Raw genomic sequence first — 19,333 nt, forward strand, 5'->3', positions numbered from 1 at the left:
TTGAACCGGTCTAGGTCTGTCCCGTCTTGCAGGTATCCGGCGCAGGCACGGATGAACCAGCATCGGGCTGGACGATGACAGTGTCCTTGTGCTCGTCATCGGCCAGAAAGCTGTTCTGCAGGAAGCTACGCGACGAGGGCGAGGCATTCTTGTTGCCTTCTATCACTGTTCCCTCTATCGGCCGGTTCAGCATTTTTGCCCGGAACGGACTGCCGAGATAAAGGTATTCGAAGTCTCCCACAAACAGATTGTCCCGGACCGTGTTGCCGTCGTCCTCGATCCGGATGCCCGTGACAAGGTTCTCGAAGCAGTTGTCCTGGTACGTGTTGTCTTCGGCGAAATCCTCGTAAAGGTGCAGCTCCATCGGAAACGGCCATCTGGGAGAAAGCGCGTTCTTGTCGACAAAACCGGCGATGAGTTCCGGGTTGAAGTGATACCCCAGAAAAGTGTCGGACTGCCCCCATGGGCGGTCGCCCATCATCGGGGCCAGTGAAACCGGACTGTCGTAAGGGCTCTTGTCGCCGCAGTCCCACATCACCAGATCGCGCGCCTGGCGCGAGGCAACCCAGATGCCGATGTCCATGTTCCGAAAGACGTTGCCGCGGATGACGTTGCCGTCCGATCCTTGCAGGCGCGGTCGGCTTTCCGGGTTGGTGGTGTGGAACTCCCAACAGTTCTTGTAGTGAAAGATGCCGCCGAAAGCGTTGCTGTCGAAGATGTTGTTTTCGATCAGGTTGTACGCGGATCCATCCACGGACAGGCCTTCGCGGCGGGTCGGGCCGATGCGCCGGATGCCCTTGTTGGTGAAGAGGCCATTGTTGCGGATCAGATTGCCGGAAACGACGTTCTTCTGCGACCCATGCTCCAGATAGATGCCAACATGATGACCATCGGCAACGATGGAATTACGGATCGTCGCGCCGACGACGTAGTGATCGACAAAGACGCCTGTCATGTAGGACTTGGTGATGGTCAGATGGTCGAGAACAACCCCTTGGGACGAATTTGCCCGCGCCTCGTCCCGCGCCGCCGCGTCATCCGACGGCGTTTGACCTTCAATCAGGATGCCACCGGTATCGTCGAGGCGACAATCGCGAATGGTGATGTTTTTCAGGCCTGGCCGAATGGTAATGCCGCGCCGGTGCATGCCCGTGATGGTGCCACCGCGGCAATCCAGCAGGATGTTGTCGGAGGAGATGACGACCGGTTCCGTATAACGGCAATCGGTCTCCAGCAACACCTTGCCAGGCGTCATCTCCGGAAGTGTGCAGGCTCGCAAGGTTTCCGATGCTGGCGTCAATGCCCCATAGATAGCCTGCGTTTCGCCCGCTGCGGTTCCCGACAGGACCGATAGCAGGCAAAGGATCGGCAGGGCAAGGAACCCTGCCCTCCGGCCCGTCGTTCTATTCATTGACGATGCAGGCAATAACCCAATCCGCTCCGTCCTGGATAAGCTGATAATGGCAGGTGAACTCGAACACGGCTTCGCCGTCCGCCGTTTCCTGGCTCCAATCGAGGGTCACCAGTGCGACCGAGCCGCTCACGTGGCTGGATACGACGTGAAAGTCCGAATGGGACACGCCTTCCTTCTCCAATGCCTGAAGGAGCGCTTCGATGTTCTCGATCAACTCCTCGTCGTCGTTGAAGACATGCCCCTTCTCGTGCTGCCAGATGATGGTCGGCAGGGCGAAGCAGTCGCAGATCCTGTCGATGTCATAATCGTTGAAGCCGGCCTGATAGTCGTCAAAGAGCTGTGCAATCGCCTCTTCGGCTTCGCCGTTGGCACCAGCCCCGGCGCCGTTTGTCTGGCCGTTGCCGGCACCTGCAAATTCACCGTCGTCCGCCATGACTGCCTCTCCCCCAAAAGGAAATAAATGCCGCAATTTCGCGTGGGCCGGATCAGCCTTGTGCGGCCCGCGCAACGTCGGCGTCCTCGCCGTCGTCATAGCCTATCATATTGAGCGGGCGGGCGTTTCGTCCATTCAATTCGCACCAGTGGACAAGTGCCTCCTCCGCGCCATGGGTCACCCAGATCTGCTCGGCACCCGTTTCCAGAATGGTGCGGCAAAGGTCGTCCCAGTCGGCATGGTCGGACAGGATCAGAGGCAACTCTGCCCCTCTTTGACGCGCCCGCGCCCGAACACGCATCCACCCCGAGGCCATTGCCGCGACCGGGTCGCCGAACCGGCGGGACCAACGGTCCGAGAGCTGGCCGGGCGGACACATGACGATTTCACCGGCAAGCTCCTTGCCGCGCTGGCCGACAGGTTCGACATCGCCAAGTTCGATCCCCTGGCTTCGGTAATAGGCCGTCAGCTTCTCCAATGCGCCATGAAGGTAGACCGTCTTTTCGTAACCGGCCGCCCGCAACTCTGCGAGAACGCGCTGCGCCTTGCCGAGCGCATAGGCACCGACCAGATGGGTCTGCTCCGGAAACAGCTCCAGCGACGACAGCAGCTTGGCAATCTCCTCTCGCGCCGGGGGATGACGAAACACCGGCAGGCCGAAGGTCGCCTCGGTAACGAAGGTATCGCAGGGCACCACTTCGAAAGGCGCGCAGGTCGGGTCTGCCTGCCGTTTGTAGTCTCCCGATACGACGGTTCGCCGCTCTGCAGATGACAGCAGAACCTGTGCAGAGCCAAGTACATGACCTGCCGGGTGCAGCGAGATCTCGACATTCCGAAGCTTCAACGTCTCGCCATATCTGATCGCCTGCGCCGATCCGCAGAAGTTCTCGCCATAGCGGATTGCCATGATGTCGAGGGTCTGGCCCGTTGCCAGCACCGCGCCATGATCCGAACGTGCATGATCTGCGTGGCCATGCGTGATGACCGCCCTTTCGACCGGGCGGACGGGGTCGATATGGACACCTGCTTCAGGACAATAGAGGCCTTCGGGTGTCAGCGTCAGAATATCGGACATCCGTCGCTAGATAGGTCTGATTTGCGGATGTGCCATGGCCATTCGGCGAAAAGGTCGCATGGCCATGGCGTCGTGGTTCACTGGCAAGTGGCTCACTGGCAATAGGAATACTCGATACGGCAGCCGCTTGCGCCGCTGTTCGAGCACCAGCCCATGGCAAAGTTCATCGCTGCCTGTTCGCTGTCGCCAGCGCCAATGCCATTGCTGGAAGGTGAAACGGCCAATGCATGGCACCTTGCCTGGGTGGCGTCCGCAATCCGGCATTGATTGTTGCCGCAATATTGCATGGCGAATTGTTCCGCGGCTGCCCTGGTGGGGGCAGCGCCATGACCAAAGGCTCCGCCAGGAGCCAGGGCAAACGCCATCCAGCCACTACCGAGTTGCTGAGCCACTTTCGTGGCTGGCTGCGCAGACGCCTGCGCACCACAAGCTTGATAGACACCGGCAATCTTCGAGCCGTTGGAGCACATGATTCCGCCCCACTGGAAACCGCGCAATCCGCTGTCGGCCACAACTTCAAACCAGTCGTAGCCGTCCATTCGAACACCACTGTTTTTCAGGATGGTGACCCAGGTCCCGTCCGAAAGGCTGCCGACCTGCGCGAAATTCGTTCCTGGACCTGCGCGCAACTTGCCCCCTCGAGATTGGCCCTGGAGATCCAATTGCGTTTCATTTTTTCCAACAGCGTTGCTTGCCTGGCTCTGGCCGATGGAATCTGGCACCGCTATTTCGCAGTTATGCGACACATCGCCAAGCCAGAGTTCAGGAACGGCTTTAGCCTGCTCAAAAGAGATTTCCTCGTCATCGTTGAAGTAACCACCCCGCCCGTCCGGCACCAGGATTGTCTTGCCGTTGATATCCTCGAGAATTGCGCGTCCCTCTTCCGGGATCGTTTCAATGAAGACGAACTCATTGCCGAGTTTGCAACGGTAATTGAGGCTTTCCGAAGCATTTGCGCTTTCACCTGCACAAAGAACGGTTACTGACAAAAGTCCCATAAATACCAATGTTTTCAAAAGAACCTCCCCTAGGTCATATTCGCGCAGAATTGACCAAAGGTCACCTGAACACAAGCTGAACAATCAAGGAACATTCCCCCTCGCCTTTCACCCATCCCTGGCCTAAAACCAAAGCCATGGACGTGCAGTTGCTACCAAACAGATTCCAAAGCTGGTTTGCCTCGCGGGGATGGGCTCCAAGGCCCCATCAGCTGCAACTGATCGATCATCTGCAACAGGGCCATTCCACGCTGCTGATTGCACCTACGGGCGCCGGGAAGACCCTGGCCGGGTTCCTGCCAAGCCTGGTGGAACTGGAAGCACAGGGCAAAAGAAAACCCGGTTCCGCGGGCAATGGCATCCACACACTTTACATCTCGCCGCTGAAGGCACTTGCGGTCGATATTGCCCGCAACCTGGAGGCTCCGGTTTCGGAAATGGATCTTGCCGTCCGGCTGGAAACCCGCACCGGTGACACGCCCTCTCACAAGCGCCAGCGGCAAAAGCTCAATCCACCGGACATTCTGCTGACCACGCCGGAACAGATTGCCCTGCTGCTGTCGGATCCAGCCTCGGCACGGATGTTTGCCTCGCTTCGAACCGTCATTCTGGACGAGTTGCATGCACTGGTGACCTCCAAGCGTGGCGACCTCTTGGCACTTGGCCTGGCACGGCTAAGACGTCTTGCCCCGAACCTCAGGACCATCGGGCTTTCGGCAACTGTCGCCGAACCGGATGACCTGCGCGCCTATCTTGTCGATCAGCCCGAGCCGGACGCCCGGGCGCTGTCTCATGTCGTTGAGGTTGCCGGTGGCGCCAAGCCCGACATCTCGATCCTGGAGAGCGAAGAACGCGTTCCCTGGTCCGGCCACTCGTCGCGCTATGCCATTGCCGACATCTACAAGCTGATCAAGGCACACAACGTATCGCTGCTGTTCGTCAACACGCGCAGCCAGGCCGAAATGGTGTTTCAGGAACTCTGGCGCATAAACGACGACACGCTGCCGATCGCGCTGCATCATGGCTCGCTTGATGTCGGCCAGCGGCGGAAAGTCGAAACGGCCATGGCCACCGGTGCCCTGAAGGCGGTGGTTGCCACCTCTTCGCTGGATATGGGCATCGACTGGGGCGATATCGATCTGGTGGTCAACATCGGTGCGCCGAAAGGGGCCAGCCGCCTTGCCCAGCGGATCGGCCGTGCCAACCACCGCATGGACGAACCGTCAAAGGCGATCCTCATCCCCTCCAACCGGTTCGAGGTGCTCGAGTGTCAGGCCGCCCTTGCCGCGTCGATGCGCGGTGATCAGGACACGCCGCCGCTGCGCCAGGGCGCGCTGGACGTGCTTGCCCAGCATCTGCTCGGCCTTGCCTGCGCAGACCCGCTTGATGCGTTGGATGTCTTTAATGAAATTCGGTCCTCTGAAACCTACAGGCATCTCGACTGGGAGACGTTCGAGCGGGTTCTCGATTTCGTCGCCACCGGCGGCTACGCACTGAAGAGCTACGATCAATATGCCAAGCTGCGGAAAGGCCAGGACGGGCTTTGGCGGATTTCCCACCCGAAGATCGCGCAGCAATACAGGCTGAATGTCGGCACCATCGTCGAAGCACCGATGCTCAAGGTGCGGCTGGTGCGCTCCAAGGCTTCCGGACGAAGGACGCCCGTCGGCCGCGGCGGGCGTGTTCTGGGTGAGATGGAAGAGTATTTTCTGGAGCAGATGGCGCCGGGCGACACGTTTCTTTTCGGTGGCGAGGTCGTGCGTTTCGAGGGCATCCGCGAAAACGAGGCCTATGTGTCGCGCACCACATCGGACAATCCGATGATCCCGTCCTACATGGGCGGAAAGTTTCCGCTCTCCACCTATCTCGCTGAAGGCGTCCGCACGATGCTGGCGACACCCGAGAGCTGGAAGGCGCTGCCCGAACAGGTGCGCGACTGGCTGAACATCCAGAGGGAGAAATCCGTCCTGCCCGCAAGGGACGGCTTGCTGGTGGAGACGTTTCCGCGCGCCAACAAGCACTACATGGTCTGTTATCCGTTCGAGGGACGATTGGCGCACCAGACACTTGGCATGCTGCTGACCAAGCGCCTGGAGCGGCTGGGTACGAACCCGCTCGGCTTCGTCGCCAACGACTATGCGCTTGCCATATGGGGCCTCGGAGACCTGTCTCTGCTGTTTTCTTCCGGCAGAATTCCTCTCGACCGATTGTTCGAGGAAGACATCCTCGGCGACGATCTCGATGCCTGGCTCGCCGAATCCAGCCTCATGAAACGTACGTTTCGTAATTGTGCCGTCATTGCCGGTCTGATCGAACGCCGCCATCCGGGGCTGGAGAAGTCGGGCCGGCAGGTAACCGTATCTTCGGACCTGATCTATGACGTGCTGCGAGCCCATGAACCAGACCACATATTACTCAAGGCAACCTGGAACGACGCCGCCGAAGGACTTTTGGATATCTCGCGTTTGGGGGAACTTCTTGCCCGGATCCGAGGACGAATCACGCATACTGAACTTCCGCACGTCTCTCCCCTTGCCGTGCCAATTCTCCTGGAAATAGGGAAGGAACCGGTCTACGGGGAGGCCATGGACACGCTGTTGGCAGAGGCAGCCGAAGAACTCGTACTGGAGGCTATGGAATGAGTGCCCTGACATCCCATTTGCGCAAATATGCTGCTGCGCCGGTATGTCATGACATTCAGATCAATGGCCAGCTGGTCGGTCTGCACGACAGCGGGATCTTGTGGTGGCCGGACGAGTCCACCCTGATCGTCGCGGATCTCCATCTTGAAAAAGGGTCCAGCTACGCCCGGCGCGGCGTGATGCTGCCGCCCTATGACACCGGAGCAACGCTGGAGAAACTTGCCGGCGTAATCGATGCCTTCGATCCGGCTTGCGTCATTTGCCTTGGCGACAGTTTCCACGATCCCGACGGCTCCGACCGGTTGCCAGCGCCCTACCGCGCGATGCTGACGACCCTTCAGCTCGGCCGTGAATGGATCTGGGTCACGGGAAACCACGATCCGATTGCACCGGTGCGCCTGTGCGGTGTAACGGTTGACGAAATCACTATCGGTCCACTGACCTTCCGGCACGAACCAATCGAGAAGGTCGGTTCCACGTCGACCGCAGGAGAAATCTGCGGACACCTGCATCCGGCCGCCCGCGTGCGCCGCTTCGGCCGTTCGATCCGGCGGGCCTGCTTCGTTACCGACGGCACCCGTCTTGTCCTGCCCGCCTTTGGCGCGTTGACCGGTGGGCTCAATGTCACCGATGAAGCCTATGGCATGCTCTTCCGGCGACGGCAGTTTTCCGTTTTCATGCTCGGTAATGACCGCTTGTTCCCCTTCACTGCCAGCCGTCTGGTCGGGGACTGACACTTCATCTGCCGCTTGTGCTCATGGCTGACGTTGGCTAAGCCAGAGCTATGCTGACGAATTCTCCCGTACAAGCTTGCCACTCCGTCCATACCGACAATGCTTCGCCAGCAATCGCCGCACTGAGTGATGCCGTTCGGAAGTTTGCGAAAACGGAAGGGGTCACTCCGTCCCCACTCGGCTCCGTCTGGGCTCTGAAACTGTCGGAATGCCTTCCCTATCACCGTGGCCGGAACAAGGGACTTTCCGTCGCCGTTGCCGTCTCCGGGCTGAAACGCGTTTCACTGGGTGACAAGCAGATCGTCAATGACCCCGGCCACGTGATCGCGTTTCATGGTGACGCTTCTTACAGCGCAGTTGTCGAGGGCACACCTGCAAAGCCCTATCTGGCCCTCAAACTGCAATTGTCACCTGAGCTGATTGCTCAAACACTGGTTCGCCTTGCCGAAACCGATGCCCATGCGTCTTCCCCGGCCAAAGGCGCGCTTATCTCCTGTGAACCACTGGACGATGAACTCGCCGGTTCGCTGCTGCGCCTCGTCACCTCTTTTCGGGATCCAGCCGACTGCAATGTTCTGGCACCGCTGTGCCTGCAGGAAATCTGTTACCGGATCCTGCGGTCCGACGCCTTTGGCGTCTTGAGGACCCTGGTCAGCGCAAGGGATGAAAGGCTGGTCAAGGCCTTGCGCTATATCGAGACCCATGCGGCACGACCGGAGCTGACGATTGCCGAAATTGCAGCCGAAGTTGCCATGAGCCCGTCCCATTTCGCACATGGTTTCACCGCTCTGTTCGGTCAGTCCCCGCTTCAATACCGCAAGCAGATACGTCTCGACCGCGCCCGGCAACACCTACTGGCGTCAAACGCCAGCGTGGCCCGTGCAGCCGAGGTTTCCGGCTATGCAAGCACGTCCCACTTCACGCGTGATTTCAAATCGGCTTTCGGTTTGGCTCCGCGCCAATATGCCGAAACTCTGGACCCGCCTCGCCAGAACGATACTTGAGGAAAGTTCCGCAGGATCGGGCAGCCGTTCAGCAGGAATGGACCTGTCGCCAGCTGCCTTGGCTGTTTATCCCATGCCGACAACATACAGCCGACGCGGAAAGGATCCCCCATGGCCATCAAAGTTGTCGTTCAATTCAACGCTCTCAAGGACCGGCAAGAGGCGTTTGAAACCATCATGCACTCGGTTTCGGCCGATCTTCAGGGCGTGTCCGGATGTCAGGGTGTCGAGGTTCTGAAGGACCTGGATGATGCATGCCGCTTCACGCTTGTCGAAAGCTGGGAAAACGAAGCAATCCACAAGGCACATATCGAAGGACTGATTGCTGATGGAACCTGGGCCATGATTTCCGGCCATCTCGCCGAAGATCCGGTAAGTGGCTATTTTCAGACGCTCTAGCGATCGGGCAAGGTCGTCACTTCAGGCGGCCTCTTCTCGCCCGCCTTCACCCAAGCAATGATCAGTTCGTAGAACACCGCCAGGATGACGGGCCCGAGGAAGAGACCGATCAAGCCATAGGCAATGGTGCCGCCGAGAACGCCGATCAGGATCACCAGCATCGGCACATCCAGGCCACGGGACATCAGGATTGGCCGCAGGACATTGTCAATGAGCATCACCGGAACCATCAGCACAGTGAACAGGAGTGCCGGCACCAGTTCCCAGGAGCTCCAGGCCCAGATGATCGTGGGAATTATCACCAGTGCCGGACCAATCTGGATGATGCACAGGATCAGCGCCACGAAGGTCAGGACGCCGGCAAGCGGCACGGAAAACGCTATCAGCACGATCCCCGTCAGCAGCCCCTGGACGACAGCAACACCGATGACACCGCGCGAGACGTTGCGGATGGTGGCACCGGCCAGATCGACAAATTCCGATCCGCGCGGCGCGATGATGCGGTCGGCAAACAGCTTGCTGCCCTTTGCCAGAGACGGGGCCGGCACAAACAGGCAACCTGCGAGTATGATGGAAACGATGAAGAACAGCACGCTACCACTGAGCGAAGCCAGAACACCGAGGATGCGGCTGCCGGCCGGCACCAGCGTCGGCCCGACCTTGGCCAGGAGTTGTTCCAGCCCCTGACCGGCGAGTTGCCAGAATTCGGAAATCTTGGCACCGACGACCGGCAACCCGGCGAGTTTCTCAGGCAGGGGCGGCAGCTTGAGGACGCCGTTCGCCATGCCGTGGTACCAGCCCTGAAGCGTGTCCACGAGACTGACGATCAACACGGCAACGGGACCGATCACGATTGCAAGACAGCAGAGCGTTATCAGGACTGCTGCCAGAACCTTTCGTCCACCAAGCCTGGCGGCGAGCCAGTCAAACACCGGATAGAGTGCGACCGTCAGCACCACCGCCCAGACCAGGAACAGAAAGAACGGCGCGACGAGCTGAAGTGAAAAATAGGCAAAGAGCCCCAGAACGCCGAGGCGGATGGCGATATCGATGACCTTTGCATCCAGTGTCGGGTCAGGTTTCACAACTGTTTCCACCCGTGGTGTGGATGAGGGTTCTTCTGTCATGTCCGCCTGCCCCAACAGCCTGAAAAATCTTTGGACTCGAGAATAGCCGCGGCGGCGGCAAGCGCCAGCGGAAAGTGCGCAAACATGCGGTTTCCGACGATAACATTCGACGGTCAGTCAGATGGGTAAGCCCGGTAGGACACAATCGGCTCGAGAAGGCAAACTCAGGCAGGCCGAGATCGGGCGGGCCGAGATCGGGTCTGCCTAGTCCTTGCGGAAGATCACACCGGCGAGCCAGCCTGTGAAAATGGCCAGTGACACCGCGAGGAGGCCATAGAAGAACGGATAGGACTGCGCCAGTTCAAAGGTGACCTGTTCGAAACCGCTTTTGGCAACAGCCAGCGTCTGCTCCGTCTGGGCCACCACCTCGCCGTGGAGGAAGAGGAAGCTTTTGACCTTGTAGTCGCCCACCGGGATGTTGGCTGGCAGGGGAATATTTGTTCGGAACATTGTGTCGGTCAGAAAGGTGATCGAGGTCTGCTGTTCCGAGTAAAGACCCATCTGCTCCCGCAGCCGGACGAAGGCGCGGCGAAAATCATCCCTGTCTGACAGAGCGACATTGGAAACGCCCGAGACAGCCAGGTTGATGTGGTTGAGGCCGATGCCAAGGTCGTCAAGAACCGTGCGGTTCGCAAGGTTGCCGATATTGATGGTGCTGGCGACCGCATAGTAGGAAGGAACGTTCTGGAACCGCTCTGCCTCCCGGTTCACCCAAACGCCCAGAAAACGGCCCTTGCGCCGCGTGGTGATGTCCTGCGGTGGCCCCTCCACGACGATGGCCAGTTCATAGCCGCTCGGATCGTTGGGTTGGCGCTCGATGTTGCTGGCCTGCCCGAAGATGACGATTTCCGTGCCCGTGAAATTGGACTGGATCGAGATCAGATCCGAGGACAGGGACGTCACCAGTTCCTGGTTCGGCCGGCTCTGGGCTGCAGCGCCGGTTACCAGGCCAACGACAATCGACAGAAGCAGGATCAGCCGGCTCATGCCCCTGCCCCCTTCCGGATCGCGATGGAATAGAAATCGTCCGGTGTCAGCAGCAGGTCGACCGCAAAGCGCAAGCCGACAGCCAGGACCAGAAGCGCAAGCAGCAGACGCAATTGATCGCCGCGCAGGTTCTGGCCCATGCGAGCCCCGAACTGGGCTCCGATCACACCGCCGACCATCAGCGTCATGGCCAGAACGATGTCGACAGTCTTCGTGCCCATGGCATGGAACACGGTCGCGGCTGCCATTGTGAAAAGGATCTGGAACAGGGATGTGCCGATGACGATGCTGGTGGGCACGCGCAGCAGGTAAATCAGCGCAGGCACCATCATGAAGCCGCCGCCGATCCCCAGGATCGTGCCGAGAAAGCCGATGATCGCGCCAAGGCCGACAACCGGGATGATGCTCACATAAAGCTTGGAGCGCCGGAAACGGACCTTCAGCGGCAACCCGTGGATCCAGTTATGCTGACCGGGTTTGCGGGCTTTGGGCGCAACGCCGGACTTGCGCCGACGGATGGCACGGATGGATTCGAACAGCATCAGGCCGCCAATGGCGCCCAGGAACGTCACATAGGACAGCGAAATCACGACATCCAGCTGACCGATGGACTGAAGAACCTCAAACAATATGACGCCGATAAACGACCCTATGACACCGCCGCAGAGCAGGATTGTGCCAAGTTTCAGGTCGATGGCCTTTCGTCGCCAATAGGTGACGACGGCCGATGACGAAGAGGCAACCACCTGCGTGGTGACAGTGGCAACGGAAACCGCGGGCGGGATACCGGAGAAGATCAAAAGCGGTGTCAGCAGGAAGCCACCGCCAATACCGAACAGCCCCGACAGAAAACCCACGGCGCCGCCCATGCCGAATATCACGAAGATATTCACCGGAATCTCGGCTATGGGCAGGTATAATTGCACGGGATCAACCGGAAAACTGCAGAAATGACTGCGTAAAGATTACGATGAAATGGTTAAAGACCTGTAGAGTCCAGCATGTCAACCGGCCAGCAGGTCTGTTTGGTTCGGTTCGCCGATTTTAGACAAGTGCCAGGCGGAATTCGACCATTGCGTTGCGGATATATCCCGCGTTCCGGTCTGTTTTTGAAACCACGCCCATAGGGTTTCACGTTCGAATATCTGACTGCATTCAGGCTCTGCCTTTTCCATCGGCAAATTGCCTGTAGCGCCGTTACCGAAGAAAATTCCATTTCGTGTCACCGTGAAAAAACAATGCGGGCCGCAATGTGAAAACACCCAGCCGGGCATCTGGCCTGGCTGGGTGCTTGTTTCATCAGGTCGCCGTTTGTCGCGCCCACCCCGGATACACCAAGGGATGGTCTAGATCGCCTGGCTCTTCAACTCGTCCAGCAGACGGTTGTCGACTTCTCCGGTTTCCGGCATTCCGATGCTCCGCTGGAAGGCGCGGATCGCGCTGCGGGTGCGCGGCCCCATCTGGCCGTCCGGGGTACCGGTGTCAAAACCGAGGTAGTTGAGCTTGTCCTGGGCTTCCTTGACCATGGCCGTGTTATCGGGTGCCTGGATCGACACCTTTTCCGCCGGCAATGTGGCGCTGTCCACCCAACCCGGCTCCATCGTCACCTTGTTGGCTGCCGCGTTCGGTGTCTTCAGCTTGAAGTTTTCGACCGCGAGCCGGGCATTGGCCAGGGTTTCCTGATCCATCATGTTGGCGACATCGTCGCGGCGCTTGGCTGCTTCCGGGTCGCCCTGATCGGCCGCTATCGCGAACCATTTGTAGCTGGCTACCAGGTCCTTATCGACGCCTATGCCTCCGGCATAGAGGATACCCAGGTTGAACAGGCTGTCCTTGACACCGAAATTGGCGGCTTCTTCGAACCACTTGGCAGCAGCTGCATAGTCAGGCTGTTCACCGCCTCCCTCGGCATAAAGAACCGCGAGGTTATGCATGGCCTTCGCATTACCGGCTTCAGCCGCCTTGGAATACCAGGCCTTTGCCTTCGGCAGGTCCTTGTCGACACCACGGCCTTTTTCGTAGAGGCTTGCGAGCCTGTACTGGGCAGGCGCGAGACCCTTGTCGGCCGCTTTCTGATACCAGACTGCTGCCTTGGACAGATCCGCCGATACACCGCTGCCTTCGGTGAATTTCACACCCACCAGGAATTCTGCGGCCGCATTGCCACTGGCAGCAGCGCTACGCAGCGCCATCGGGCCAACGCCTTCCGGCGGCAGGTTTGCAAGGAGGCTTGCCGGGGCGCCGGCTTCGCTTGCCGGTTGGAACCCGGACACAGTGCTTTCACCTGCTTCGCCGAAGCTGCTTGCAACGCCTGCGGGCGGCGCGAACGCCAGTTCAGTTTCAGGGGCAAGCGGACCGGACGCGGAAGCAGCCTCAACATTGTTGCTTTCGGTGACCGGTGTCGTTTGCGGCGGCGCGGACTGCGCTGATGCAACTGCCGGGGCCTGTTCTGACATCGTGTCGGCTGTCTCGTCCGGCATCGCGCTGACAGTCCCGGATTCTGCGCCTTCGGCCGCAGATCCGACGCCGCGGCTTTCTGCCAGAGCAACCTCGCTAGTAACCTCAACGTCCGGCTGAACGTCGGCTTGTACCGGAGCAGCGTCTGCCATTTCCGGCGCAGGAACCGCTTCAACGGTTTCCGGCGTGTTCGCGGCAAGCTGATCGGCCTCTTCCGGGCCACCGGTTGCCAGGCGGAACACCTGCAGTGTTCCGATCAACAGGACAACGGCGGCAGCTGTATAGAGAATGGCCCGACGGCGGCCGCTGGAGGCCTGCGGAGCTTCCGGTGCCGGGCGGTCACCCGGCAGAACGGCAGAATCCTGGGCTTCAAAGGCCTGATCGGCAACGTCCTCGGCATTCAGCTCCAGATCTCCGACCGGTTCGGCCTTGTCTTCCTTCGCAGCGGACTTGTCGCGCTTGAGAACGTTGCGCAGCCAGCCGACACGGGCCTTGCCGCGTTCCTCGTTGGCAGCTTCAGGTTCTTCCGTTTCCTTCTGCCGCTTTTCCAGCTGGGCAGCTTCCGCCGAAGCTGCCTGTGCTGCACGGCGGGCAGCTGCGATGAAGTCTGCCTTGCGATCACGGGTCCGGTCATCGGCTCGCGGTGCCTGCGGTGCATCAGCGGGCTGCTGCTCGTCTTCCGTCTTCCTGGCCTGTGGGGCCTTGGAGAACAACGGGGCCGGTTCATCAACCTTGATCGGGGAGAAGCTGGAGGCCGGCGTTTCACCGAAGTGGTCGGCACGTTCCAGGTTGTCCAGGCGCTCGGTCAGAGAGCCCAGCACGGACTTGACCCCGTCAAAGGTGTTCCGCGTCCGTTCGTCAGTACCTTCAGCAGCGTCAAGCAACCGCTTCAGATCGGACTGAAGCTCCGTGATGGCCTGATCGTACTGGCCGGTTCTCGGTGCCGGTGCGCTTTCGATCGCTTCCCTTGCCGCTTCGCGGGCGATGCCCACAACGTCTGAGCGGGTTTTTTCCAGGCCCTTCTCGATCCGCTCCAGGAACGGCGAGAACTGCTCCATGCTGAACGCCTGAGTGGACGTGCTTTCGATCTGTTCCGCGAGCGCGGCAACCTTGGCTCCAAGCTGTTCGAAGCGGCTGTCGTCGGTAACTTCGGCACCCTTCGACACGATCTGTGCCAGATCGGCAATCCGCTGTTCGAGCGCTTCTGTCGATGCCGGTGCCGACACGCTGGCACGCATGGATCCGATCTCGGCGCGCAGCTTGTCGAGGTCCGATGTCGTGACCGTGTCTTTCGGCTGATCCAGACGAGCAGTCAGATCGTTCAACCGCTCCTGAAGCTGGGCCATGAACTTGGTGTCCGGCGCATTGCCGCCGGACCGCATCGCGGCTGCATCCAGAACCGGCACCGGGCGCGCAGATTTCTTTTCGATCGCGTCGATCTTGCCGGAGATCGTTTCCAGACGCTGTTCCAGCGCTGCAAAGGCGCCCGTGTCGGTCGACGGAAGCGGACCTGCCTGCTCCATCCTCTCGAGACGGTCGACGATCTCGTCGAGGCGCCGGTCAACCTGACCCATATGCTGAGTGTCCACCGGAGCTGCACGGTCGTCGGCCATCATGCCGACGATGTCTTCCAGGCGGCCCTGCAGCCTGGAGATCGTTTCCGGCTCGGGCATGCGTTGTTCCATGGCGGACAGACGGCTGTCCAGGCCGCGCTGTTCCCGTGCCAGGACTTCCAGATCGTCGAGGCGGCCGGACACGAATTTCATCCGGTCATCGATACCCTCGACAAGACCCTTGATATCGATCTGTTCGACAAAGCCGCGCACTTCACGCAGTTCCGCGCGAAGCGGTTCGATATCGGCATGGCCCTTGCGCTGCAGGAGCTCTTCCATACGTTCGGCAATGCTGACGACCCGGTCTTCCAGCACCATCATGTGCTCGGACCGCGGCAGGGCGGCGAAGGCGTCCTCGATTTCGTTGAGGCGCGCGGTCACACCGCGCAGGACGCGGGGATCCACAGACGCACGGGACAATTCATCAAGGCGCTGCAGGATATGGGCATACCCGTGCTCCAGGGTCTGGAGTGCCCCTTCCACGTTCGTGCGGCCGACCATGTCCTTCAGGTCGGCGACTTCCTTGCGGATCTCGCGGGCCAGCTGGTCGTTCTTCTTGTCGGCACGCAGACGCTCGACCATGTCGGACAGGCGACGCAGTTCCGCATTCTGCCGGCTCACGGTTTCGTTGGTGCCGCGCGACAGGCCGCCAAGTGCCTCGCGCAGCGAACCAAGCTCATCGCGAACCTGATTGAAGGCCTGTTCCTGCGGCGCTCTCAATGCGTCGATGCGGCGGCCAAGGTCCTTGTAGATATGCATGGACGCTTCGCTTCTGGAGCGTACGTCCCGGTGGCGCTGGCGAGAGGGCTGCGGCGCATATTGCGCTTCGTAGGCATCGTCCTCGTCATAATAGGGTTCGTCAGCCGGCAGATTGTCGATGGCATAGCTCCCCGGGCGAGGACGTGGCTTCGGCGCCGGCCGAAGCGGCTCATCCCGGTAGTCCGCGCGATGCTCCTGACGATAGTCTTCCAGCGGGTCCGGGCTCGCAAGCCCCTGCACCTGTTCGTCCAATCGGTCGAGCGCACCCATGACTTCATCAATGCCCGGCTCGCGACGAGGCACCCTGCGGCGCGGCGCAGACTGGTGAGGCTCCGGCCGACGCACTTCGGGCCGGCGTGGTTCCGCCTGGTCGGCCAGTAGCCGGTCCAGCTCGTCGGCCACGGCGTCGAGATCCTCGTCACGTTCCTCGGAGGGATAACGGTCATTTTTGCCAAGCGCCGTTGCAGTGCGCGTCAACCGTTCTATGCGGTTTCGCGCCGGCTCGCGGCGTGGTGCATCGTAAAAGTCGTCGCCTTCATACGCATCACGGCCGCGGCGTCCTGCCTCGTTTTTCTTCCAAGCCGGCATCTCTTGACCCTGGGCTGACGGTCATTCAGACCGCTGATGAAACAGGCTGCGCCATGATTCCGTCGAGGACGGGACAGGCACAGCGTTTTGAAAGACTTTGTCGTTTTAGGGTAAACAGGCCGTTAATTGGCCTTGCTAAATGCGAAAACAGACCGTTTTCGAATGAAAATCAGATGTTCACGCGATCAGGGTGACGCGAATCGGCAAACGCTGCGTTAACGAATTTTTCCCCTGCGACCTTACGTGACTGGACCTTAACGCAAACGTAAGCTAAACAGTGCGCAAGAAACCGGCTGAGCCACTGTGCACACAACCGCATCGCCTGAGAACGCACTGGAGATCATGTCTTCGGAGCGGGTTTCGAAAACTGCAAAACATCAACGATGAGCCGGACAACGGCTGAAAAACGAGAACAAACTGCTATGAGCGAAGCGCTTTCGATCCTCAATGAAGACGATCTTGTGGACGTTGTGTCCGCAAACGACGACAGCACAAAGAAAACCCAGTTCACAATCGGCGACCTGGCGAAAGAATTCGACTGCACCCTGCGCACGCTGCGCTTTTACGAAGACAAGGGGTTGCTCAACCCCAAGCGCGACGGCCTGAACCGCGTCTATAACCGCCGCGACCGTGCCCGCCTGAAACTGGTACTGATGGGCAAACGCGTTGGCTTCTCCCTGTCCGAGATCCGCGACATGCTCGACCTTTACGACCTGCGCGACGGTCAGGTGACGCAGCTCCGCGTCGCGCTGTCCAAGTTCAACGAGCAGATCGCCGTTCTGGAAGATCAGCGCAAGGACATCGAACAGGCCATCGAGGAATTGTCACGCACTGTCGAGATCGTTTCCGGCATGCTGAAGCACAAGGAAGCGGAAGAGGCATAAGTCCCTTTCCTTTCGACCTCAGAGTTTTGAAACCGCTGGCGGCAACGCCGGCGGTTTTTGTTTGTGCATCCGCCAACTTGCAATTTTTGCGAGAATTGACGCCCTTTTTCCAAAAACTGTGAAATTCCCCAAAAACGACAAGTCGCAACACGATTTCGCGCACGGGACCTTCGGAAATCATTCCCATCAGCATGTTTTAGGCGTATTTTTTTGACAACCCTTCCGTTGGGACACCACTTGCCGGGCAATAACAACACGCGTATATAGGCCTCAAGGTGACGTTTACGGAAACGTAAGGTCGAGACATAAACGGCAGATCTGGGAGGATTTCCATGCCGAGCTATACCGCTCCCGTCGATGACACGCTTTTCCTGTTGAAGGACGTGTTCGGCTATGACCGATATTCCAACCTGCCAGGTTTTTCCGATGCACCTCTCGACCTTGTGGAAGCGATCTTGCGCGAAGGTGGCAAGTTCGCGGAAGAAGTTCTCCAGCCGTTGAACCAGACCGGCGACAGCGAAGGCTGCACGCGCAACGACGACGGCACGGTCACGACACCAAAAGGCTTTCTGAAAGCCTACAAGGCGTTTTGCGAAAACGGCTGGGGCACCTTGTCGGCAGACGCGAATTACGGCGGACAGGGCCTGCCGCATACTCTGACCACCGTCTTCAATGAATTTGCCTCTTCGGCAAACATGGCCTTTTCCATGTACCCGGGCCTGACTGCAGGGGCCGTTGCGGCCCTGACGATCCACGGCACGGATGATCAGAAGCAGACATACCTTCCCAACATGATCGCCGGAACCTGGACCGGCACCATGAACCTGACCGAACCGCACTGCGGAACGGATCTCGGCCTCATCCGCACCAAGGCGGTGCCGCAAGCCGACGGCTCCTACAAGATTACCGGTACCAAGATCTTTATCTCAGCCGGTCAGCACGACATGGCGGAAAACATCATCCACCTGGTGCTGGCCCGCATCGAGGGCGCCCCGGAAGGCACCAAGGGCATTTCGCTGTTTGTCGTGCCCCGCAACGCGATCGGCGACGATGGCTCGGTGGGAGACAACAATGGCGTTTCCTGCGGCTCGATCGAGCACAAGATGGGCATTCACGGCAACGCCACCTGCGTGATGAACTACGACGATGCCACCGGCTGGCTGGTCGGCGAAGAGAACAAGGGCCTGCGCGCCATGTTCACCATGATGAACGAGGCCCGCCTCGGCGTTGCGGTTCAGGGGCTCTCCCAGTCGGAGGTCGCCTATCAGAATGCCGTCATCTACGCCAAGGATCGCATCCAGGGCCGCGCCCTCACCGGACCGAAAAACCCGGACAAGCCCGCCGACCCGATCATCGTGCATCCGGACGTACGCCGCACCCTGATGCAAATCCGCTCGTTCAACGAAGCTGCCCGTGCTCTCGTCATCTGGACCGCGCTTCATGGCGATGTCTCGCACAGGTCCGACGACGAAAAGTCCAAGCAGTTCTCCGACGACATGATGGGGCTGATGACACCTGTGCTCAAAGGCGTTCTGACCGACACCGGATTTGCCAACGCGGTCAATGCCCAGCAGCTTTACGGTGGCCATGGCTACATCAGCGAGTGGGGCATGGAGCAGTTCGTTCGTGATGCCCGTATTGCCATGATCTACGAAGGCGCCAACGGCATCCAGGCACTGGACCTCGTCGGCCGCAAGCTGCCCGCGAACGGCGGTCGGGCTGTCATGAGCTTCTTCAACGAGGTCAATACCTTCCTGAAGGAGAACAAGGACAACGAAGCCCTTGCCGCCTTCACCGGACCATTGAAGAAGGGCATGGACGATCTTCAGGCCGCGACCATGTGGTTCATGAACAACGCCATGAAGAACCCGGACAACGCCGGCGCCGGCTCCGTCGACTACATGCACCTCTTCGGGCTTGTTGCCCTTGGCTACATGTGGGCGAAGATCGCAAAGGCCATTCAGGAAAAGGTCGCGGAAGGTGCAGGCGACAAGGCCGAATGGCTGGAAACCAAGCTGACCTTCGGGCGTTTCTTCATGGAACGCACGTTGCCGGAAACGGGCGCGCATCTTGCCCGAATCTCGTCCGGGTCCGAAACCATGATGTCGGTTGCCGCGGACGCTTTTTAAAGCGTCCGGGGGCCAACTCGCTGATGGCGGAAATTTGAGCCCGCAAATCGAAACCGGCGGCTATAGTCGCGTTCCAATTTGATTTGCGAG

Annotated in this window: 14 protein-coding genes; 6 read left to right on the forward strand and 8 right to left on the reverse strand. The window is 59.7% G+C overall.

Annotated elements, in window-relative coordinates:
- Positions 1-10: 10 nt before the first annotated feature.
- The 4 genes from FIU93_RS27510 to FIU93_RS27525 form a co-directional block, all read right to left on the reverse strand.
- Entirely contained in the window at positions 11-1,411 is a 1,401-nt protein-coding gene (locus FIU93_RS27510) for a right-handed parallel beta-helix repeat-containing protein (protein ID WP_152507347.1), read from the reverse strand.
- A complete protein-coding gene (locus FIU93_RS27515; protein WP_023001766.1) occupies positions 1,404-1,847 on the reverse strand; it encodes a DUF4440 domain-containing protein in 444 nt (147 codons plus the stop codon). The genes FIU93_RS27510 and FIU93_RS27515 overlap by 8 nt, the downstream gene beginning before the upstream one ends.
- Positions 1,848-1,899: 52 nt before the next feature.
- Positions 1,900-2,922, reverse strand: coding sequence for a ligase-associated DNA damage response exonuclease (locus FIU93_RS27520; protein ID WP_152507348.1), 1,023 nt, complete (start codon positions 2,920-2,922; stop codon positions 1,900-1,902).
- Positions 2,923-3,014: 92 nt separating this feature from the next.
- Positions 3,015-3,920 carry a DUF4189 domain-containing protein gene (locus FIU93_RS27525; RefSeq protein WP_152507349.1) on the reverse strand — a complete coding sequence of 302 codons (906 nt, stop codon included), beginning with the start codon at positions 3,918-3,920 and terminating at the stop codon, positions 3,015-3,017.
- Between the two features lie 137 nt (positions 3,921-4,057).
- On the opposite strand from FIU93_RS27525, the gene FIU93_RS27530 reads away from it, so the two are divergent.
- From FIU93_RS27530 to FIU93_RS27545, 4 genes are all read left to right on the forward strand, one after another.
- Positions 4,058-6,562, forward strand: a complete 2,505-nt coding sequence (locus FIU93_RS27530; RefSeq protein ID WP_152507350.1) for a ligase-associated DNA damage response DEXH box helicase — start codon at positions 4,058-4,060, stop codon at positions 6,560-6,562.
- Complete coding sequence (gene pdeM / locus FIU93_RS27535; protein ID WP_023001770.1) at positions 6,559-7,296, forward strand: ligase-associated DNA damage response endonuclease PdeM; 738 nt, start codon at positions 6,559-6,561, stop codon at positions 7,294-7,296. The genes FIU93_RS27530 and pdeM overlap by 4 nt, the downstream gene beginning before the upstream one ends.
- Before the next feature lie 50 nt (positions 7,297-7,346).
- The gene (locus FIU93_RS27540) at positions 7,347-8,300 is read left to right on the forward strand and encodes an AraC family transcriptional regulator (protein ID WP_152507351.1); all 954 of its coding nucleotides are present in this window, start codon (positions 7,347-7,349) and stop codon (positions 8,298-8,300) included.
- Positions 8,301-8,411: 111 nt separating this feature from the next.
- Complete coding sequence (locus FIU93_RS27545; protein ID WP_152507352.1) at positions 8,412-8,699, forward strand: antibiotic biosynthesis monooxygenase family protein; 288 nt, start codon at positions 8,412-8,414, stop codon at positions 8,697-8,699.
- Here the strand turns inward: FIU93_RS27545 and FIU93_RS27550 are convergent.
- The 4 genes from FIU93_RS27550 to FIU93_RS27565 form a co-directional block, all read right to left on the reverse strand.
- Positions 8,696-9,826 (reverse strand): AI-2E family transporter, encoded by a 1,131-nt coding sequence (locus FIU93_RS27550; protein ID WP_152507353.1) that lies wholly within the window; start codon positions 9,824-9,826, stop codon positions 8,696-8,698. The genes FIU93_RS27545 and FIU93_RS27550 overlap by 4 nt on opposite strands.
- A 204-nt stretch (positions 9,827-10,030) precedes the next feature.
- Positions 10,031-10,813 (reverse strand): TIGR02186 family protein, encoded by a 783-nt coding sequence (locus FIU93_RS27555; RefSeq protein WP_023001774.1) that lies wholly within the window; start codon positions 10,811-10,813, stop codon positions 10,031-10,033.
- A complete protein-coding gene (locus tag FIU93_RS27560) occupies positions 10,810-11,739 on the reverse strand; it encodes a sulfite exporter TauE/SafE family protein (RefSeq protein WP_031269647.1) in 930 nt (309 codons plus the stop codon). The genes FIU93_RS27555 and FIU93_RS27560 overlap by 4 nt, the downstream gene beginning before the upstream one ends.
- A gap of 420 nt (positions 11,740-12,159) precedes the next feature.
- Positions 12,160-16,230 (reverse strand): peptidoglycan-binding protein, encoded by a 4,071-nt coding sequence (locus tag FIU93_RS27565; RefSeq protein ID WP_152507354.1) that lies wholly within the window; start codon positions 16,228-16,230, stop codon positions 12,160-12,162.
- Between the two features lie 422 nt (positions 16,231-16,652).
- Here FIU93_RS27565 and FIU93_RS27570 point away from each other — a divergent pair, with 422 nt between their 5' ends.
- Both FIU93_RS27570 and FIU93_RS27575 read left to right on the forward strand, forming a co-directional pair.
- The gene (locus tag FIU93_RS27570) at positions 16,653-17,114 is read left to right on the forward strand and encodes a MerR family DNA-binding transcriptional regulator (RefSeq protein ID WP_023001777.1); all 462 of its coding nucleotides are present in this window, start codon (positions 16,653-16,655) and stop codon (positions 17,112-17,114) included.
- 332 nt (positions 17,115-17,446) lie between these two features.
- Positions 17,447-19,243, forward strand: a complete 1,797-nt coding sequence (locus tag FIU93_RS27575; protein ID WP_077290611.1) for an acyl-CoA dehydrogenase C-terminal domain-containing protein — start codon at positions 17,447-17,449, stop codon at positions 19,241-19,243.
- The last annotated feature ends 90 nt before the right edge of the window (positions 19,244-19,333 follow it).

Origin of the sequence: Labrenzia sp. THAF35, from assembly GCF_009363595.1 — a bacterium.
Lineage (GTDB): Bacteria > Pseudomonadota > Alphaproteobacteria > Rhizobiales > Stappiaceae > Roseibium > Roseibium algicola.

Excerpts from the sequence above, each read along its gene's own strand:
- FIU93_RS27575 (WP_077290611.1), top strand. The coding sequence starts at position 17,447 with ATGCCGAGCTATACCGCTCCCGTCGATGACACGCTTTTCCTGTTGAAG.
- FIU93_RS27550 (WP_152507353.1), bottom strand. The coding sequence starts at position 9,826 with ATGACAGAAGAACCCTCATCCACACCACGGGTGGAAACAGTTGTGAAA.
- pdeM (WP_023001770.1), top strand. The coding sequence starts at position 6,559 with ATGAGTGCCCTGACATCCCATTTGCGCAAATATGCTGCTGCGCCGGTA.
- FIU93_RS27515 (WP_023001766.1), bottom strand. The coding sequence starts at position 1,847 with ATGGCGGACGACGGTGAATTTGCAGGTGCCGGCAACGGCCAGACAAAC.
- FIU93_RS27565 (WP_152507354.1), bottom strand. The coding sequence starts at position 16,230 with ATGCCGGCTTGGAAGAAAAACGAGGCAGGACGCCGCGGCCGTGATGCG.
- FIU93_RS27530 (WP_152507350.1), top strand. The coding sequence starts at position 4,058 with ATGGACGTGCAGTTGCTACCAAACAGATTCCAAAGCTGGTTTGCCTCG.
- FIU93_RS27570 (WP_023001777.1), top strand. The coding sequence starts at position 16,653 with ATGAGCGAAGCGCTTTCGATCCTCAATGAAGACGATCTTGTGGACGTT.
- FIU93_RS27545 (WP_152507352.1), top strand. The coding sequence starts at position 8,412 with ATGGCCATCAAAGTTGTCGTTCAATTCAACGCTCTCAAGGACCGGCAA.
- FIU93_RS27540 (WP_152507351.1), top strand. The coding sequence starts at position 7,347 with ATGCTGACGAATTCTCCCGTACAAGCTTGCCACTCCGTCCATACCGAC.
- FIU93_RS27525 (WP_152507349.1), bottom strand. The coding sequence starts at position 3,920 with ATGGGACTTTTGTCAGTAACCGTTCTTTGTGCAGGTGAAAGCGCAAAT.
- FIU93_RS27520 (WP_152507348.1), bottom strand. The coding sequence starts at position 2,922 with ATGTCCGATATTCTGACGCTGACACCCGAAGGCCTCTATTGTCCTGAA.
- FIU93_RS27555 (WP_023001774.1), bottom strand. The coding sequence starts at position 10,813 with ATGAGCCGGCTGATCCTGCTTCTGTCGATTGTCGTTGGCCTGGTAACC.
- FIU93_RS27510 (WP_152507347.1), bottom strand. The coding sequence starts at position 1,411 with ATGAATAGAACGACGGGCCGGAGGGCAGGGTTCCTTGCCCTGCCGATC.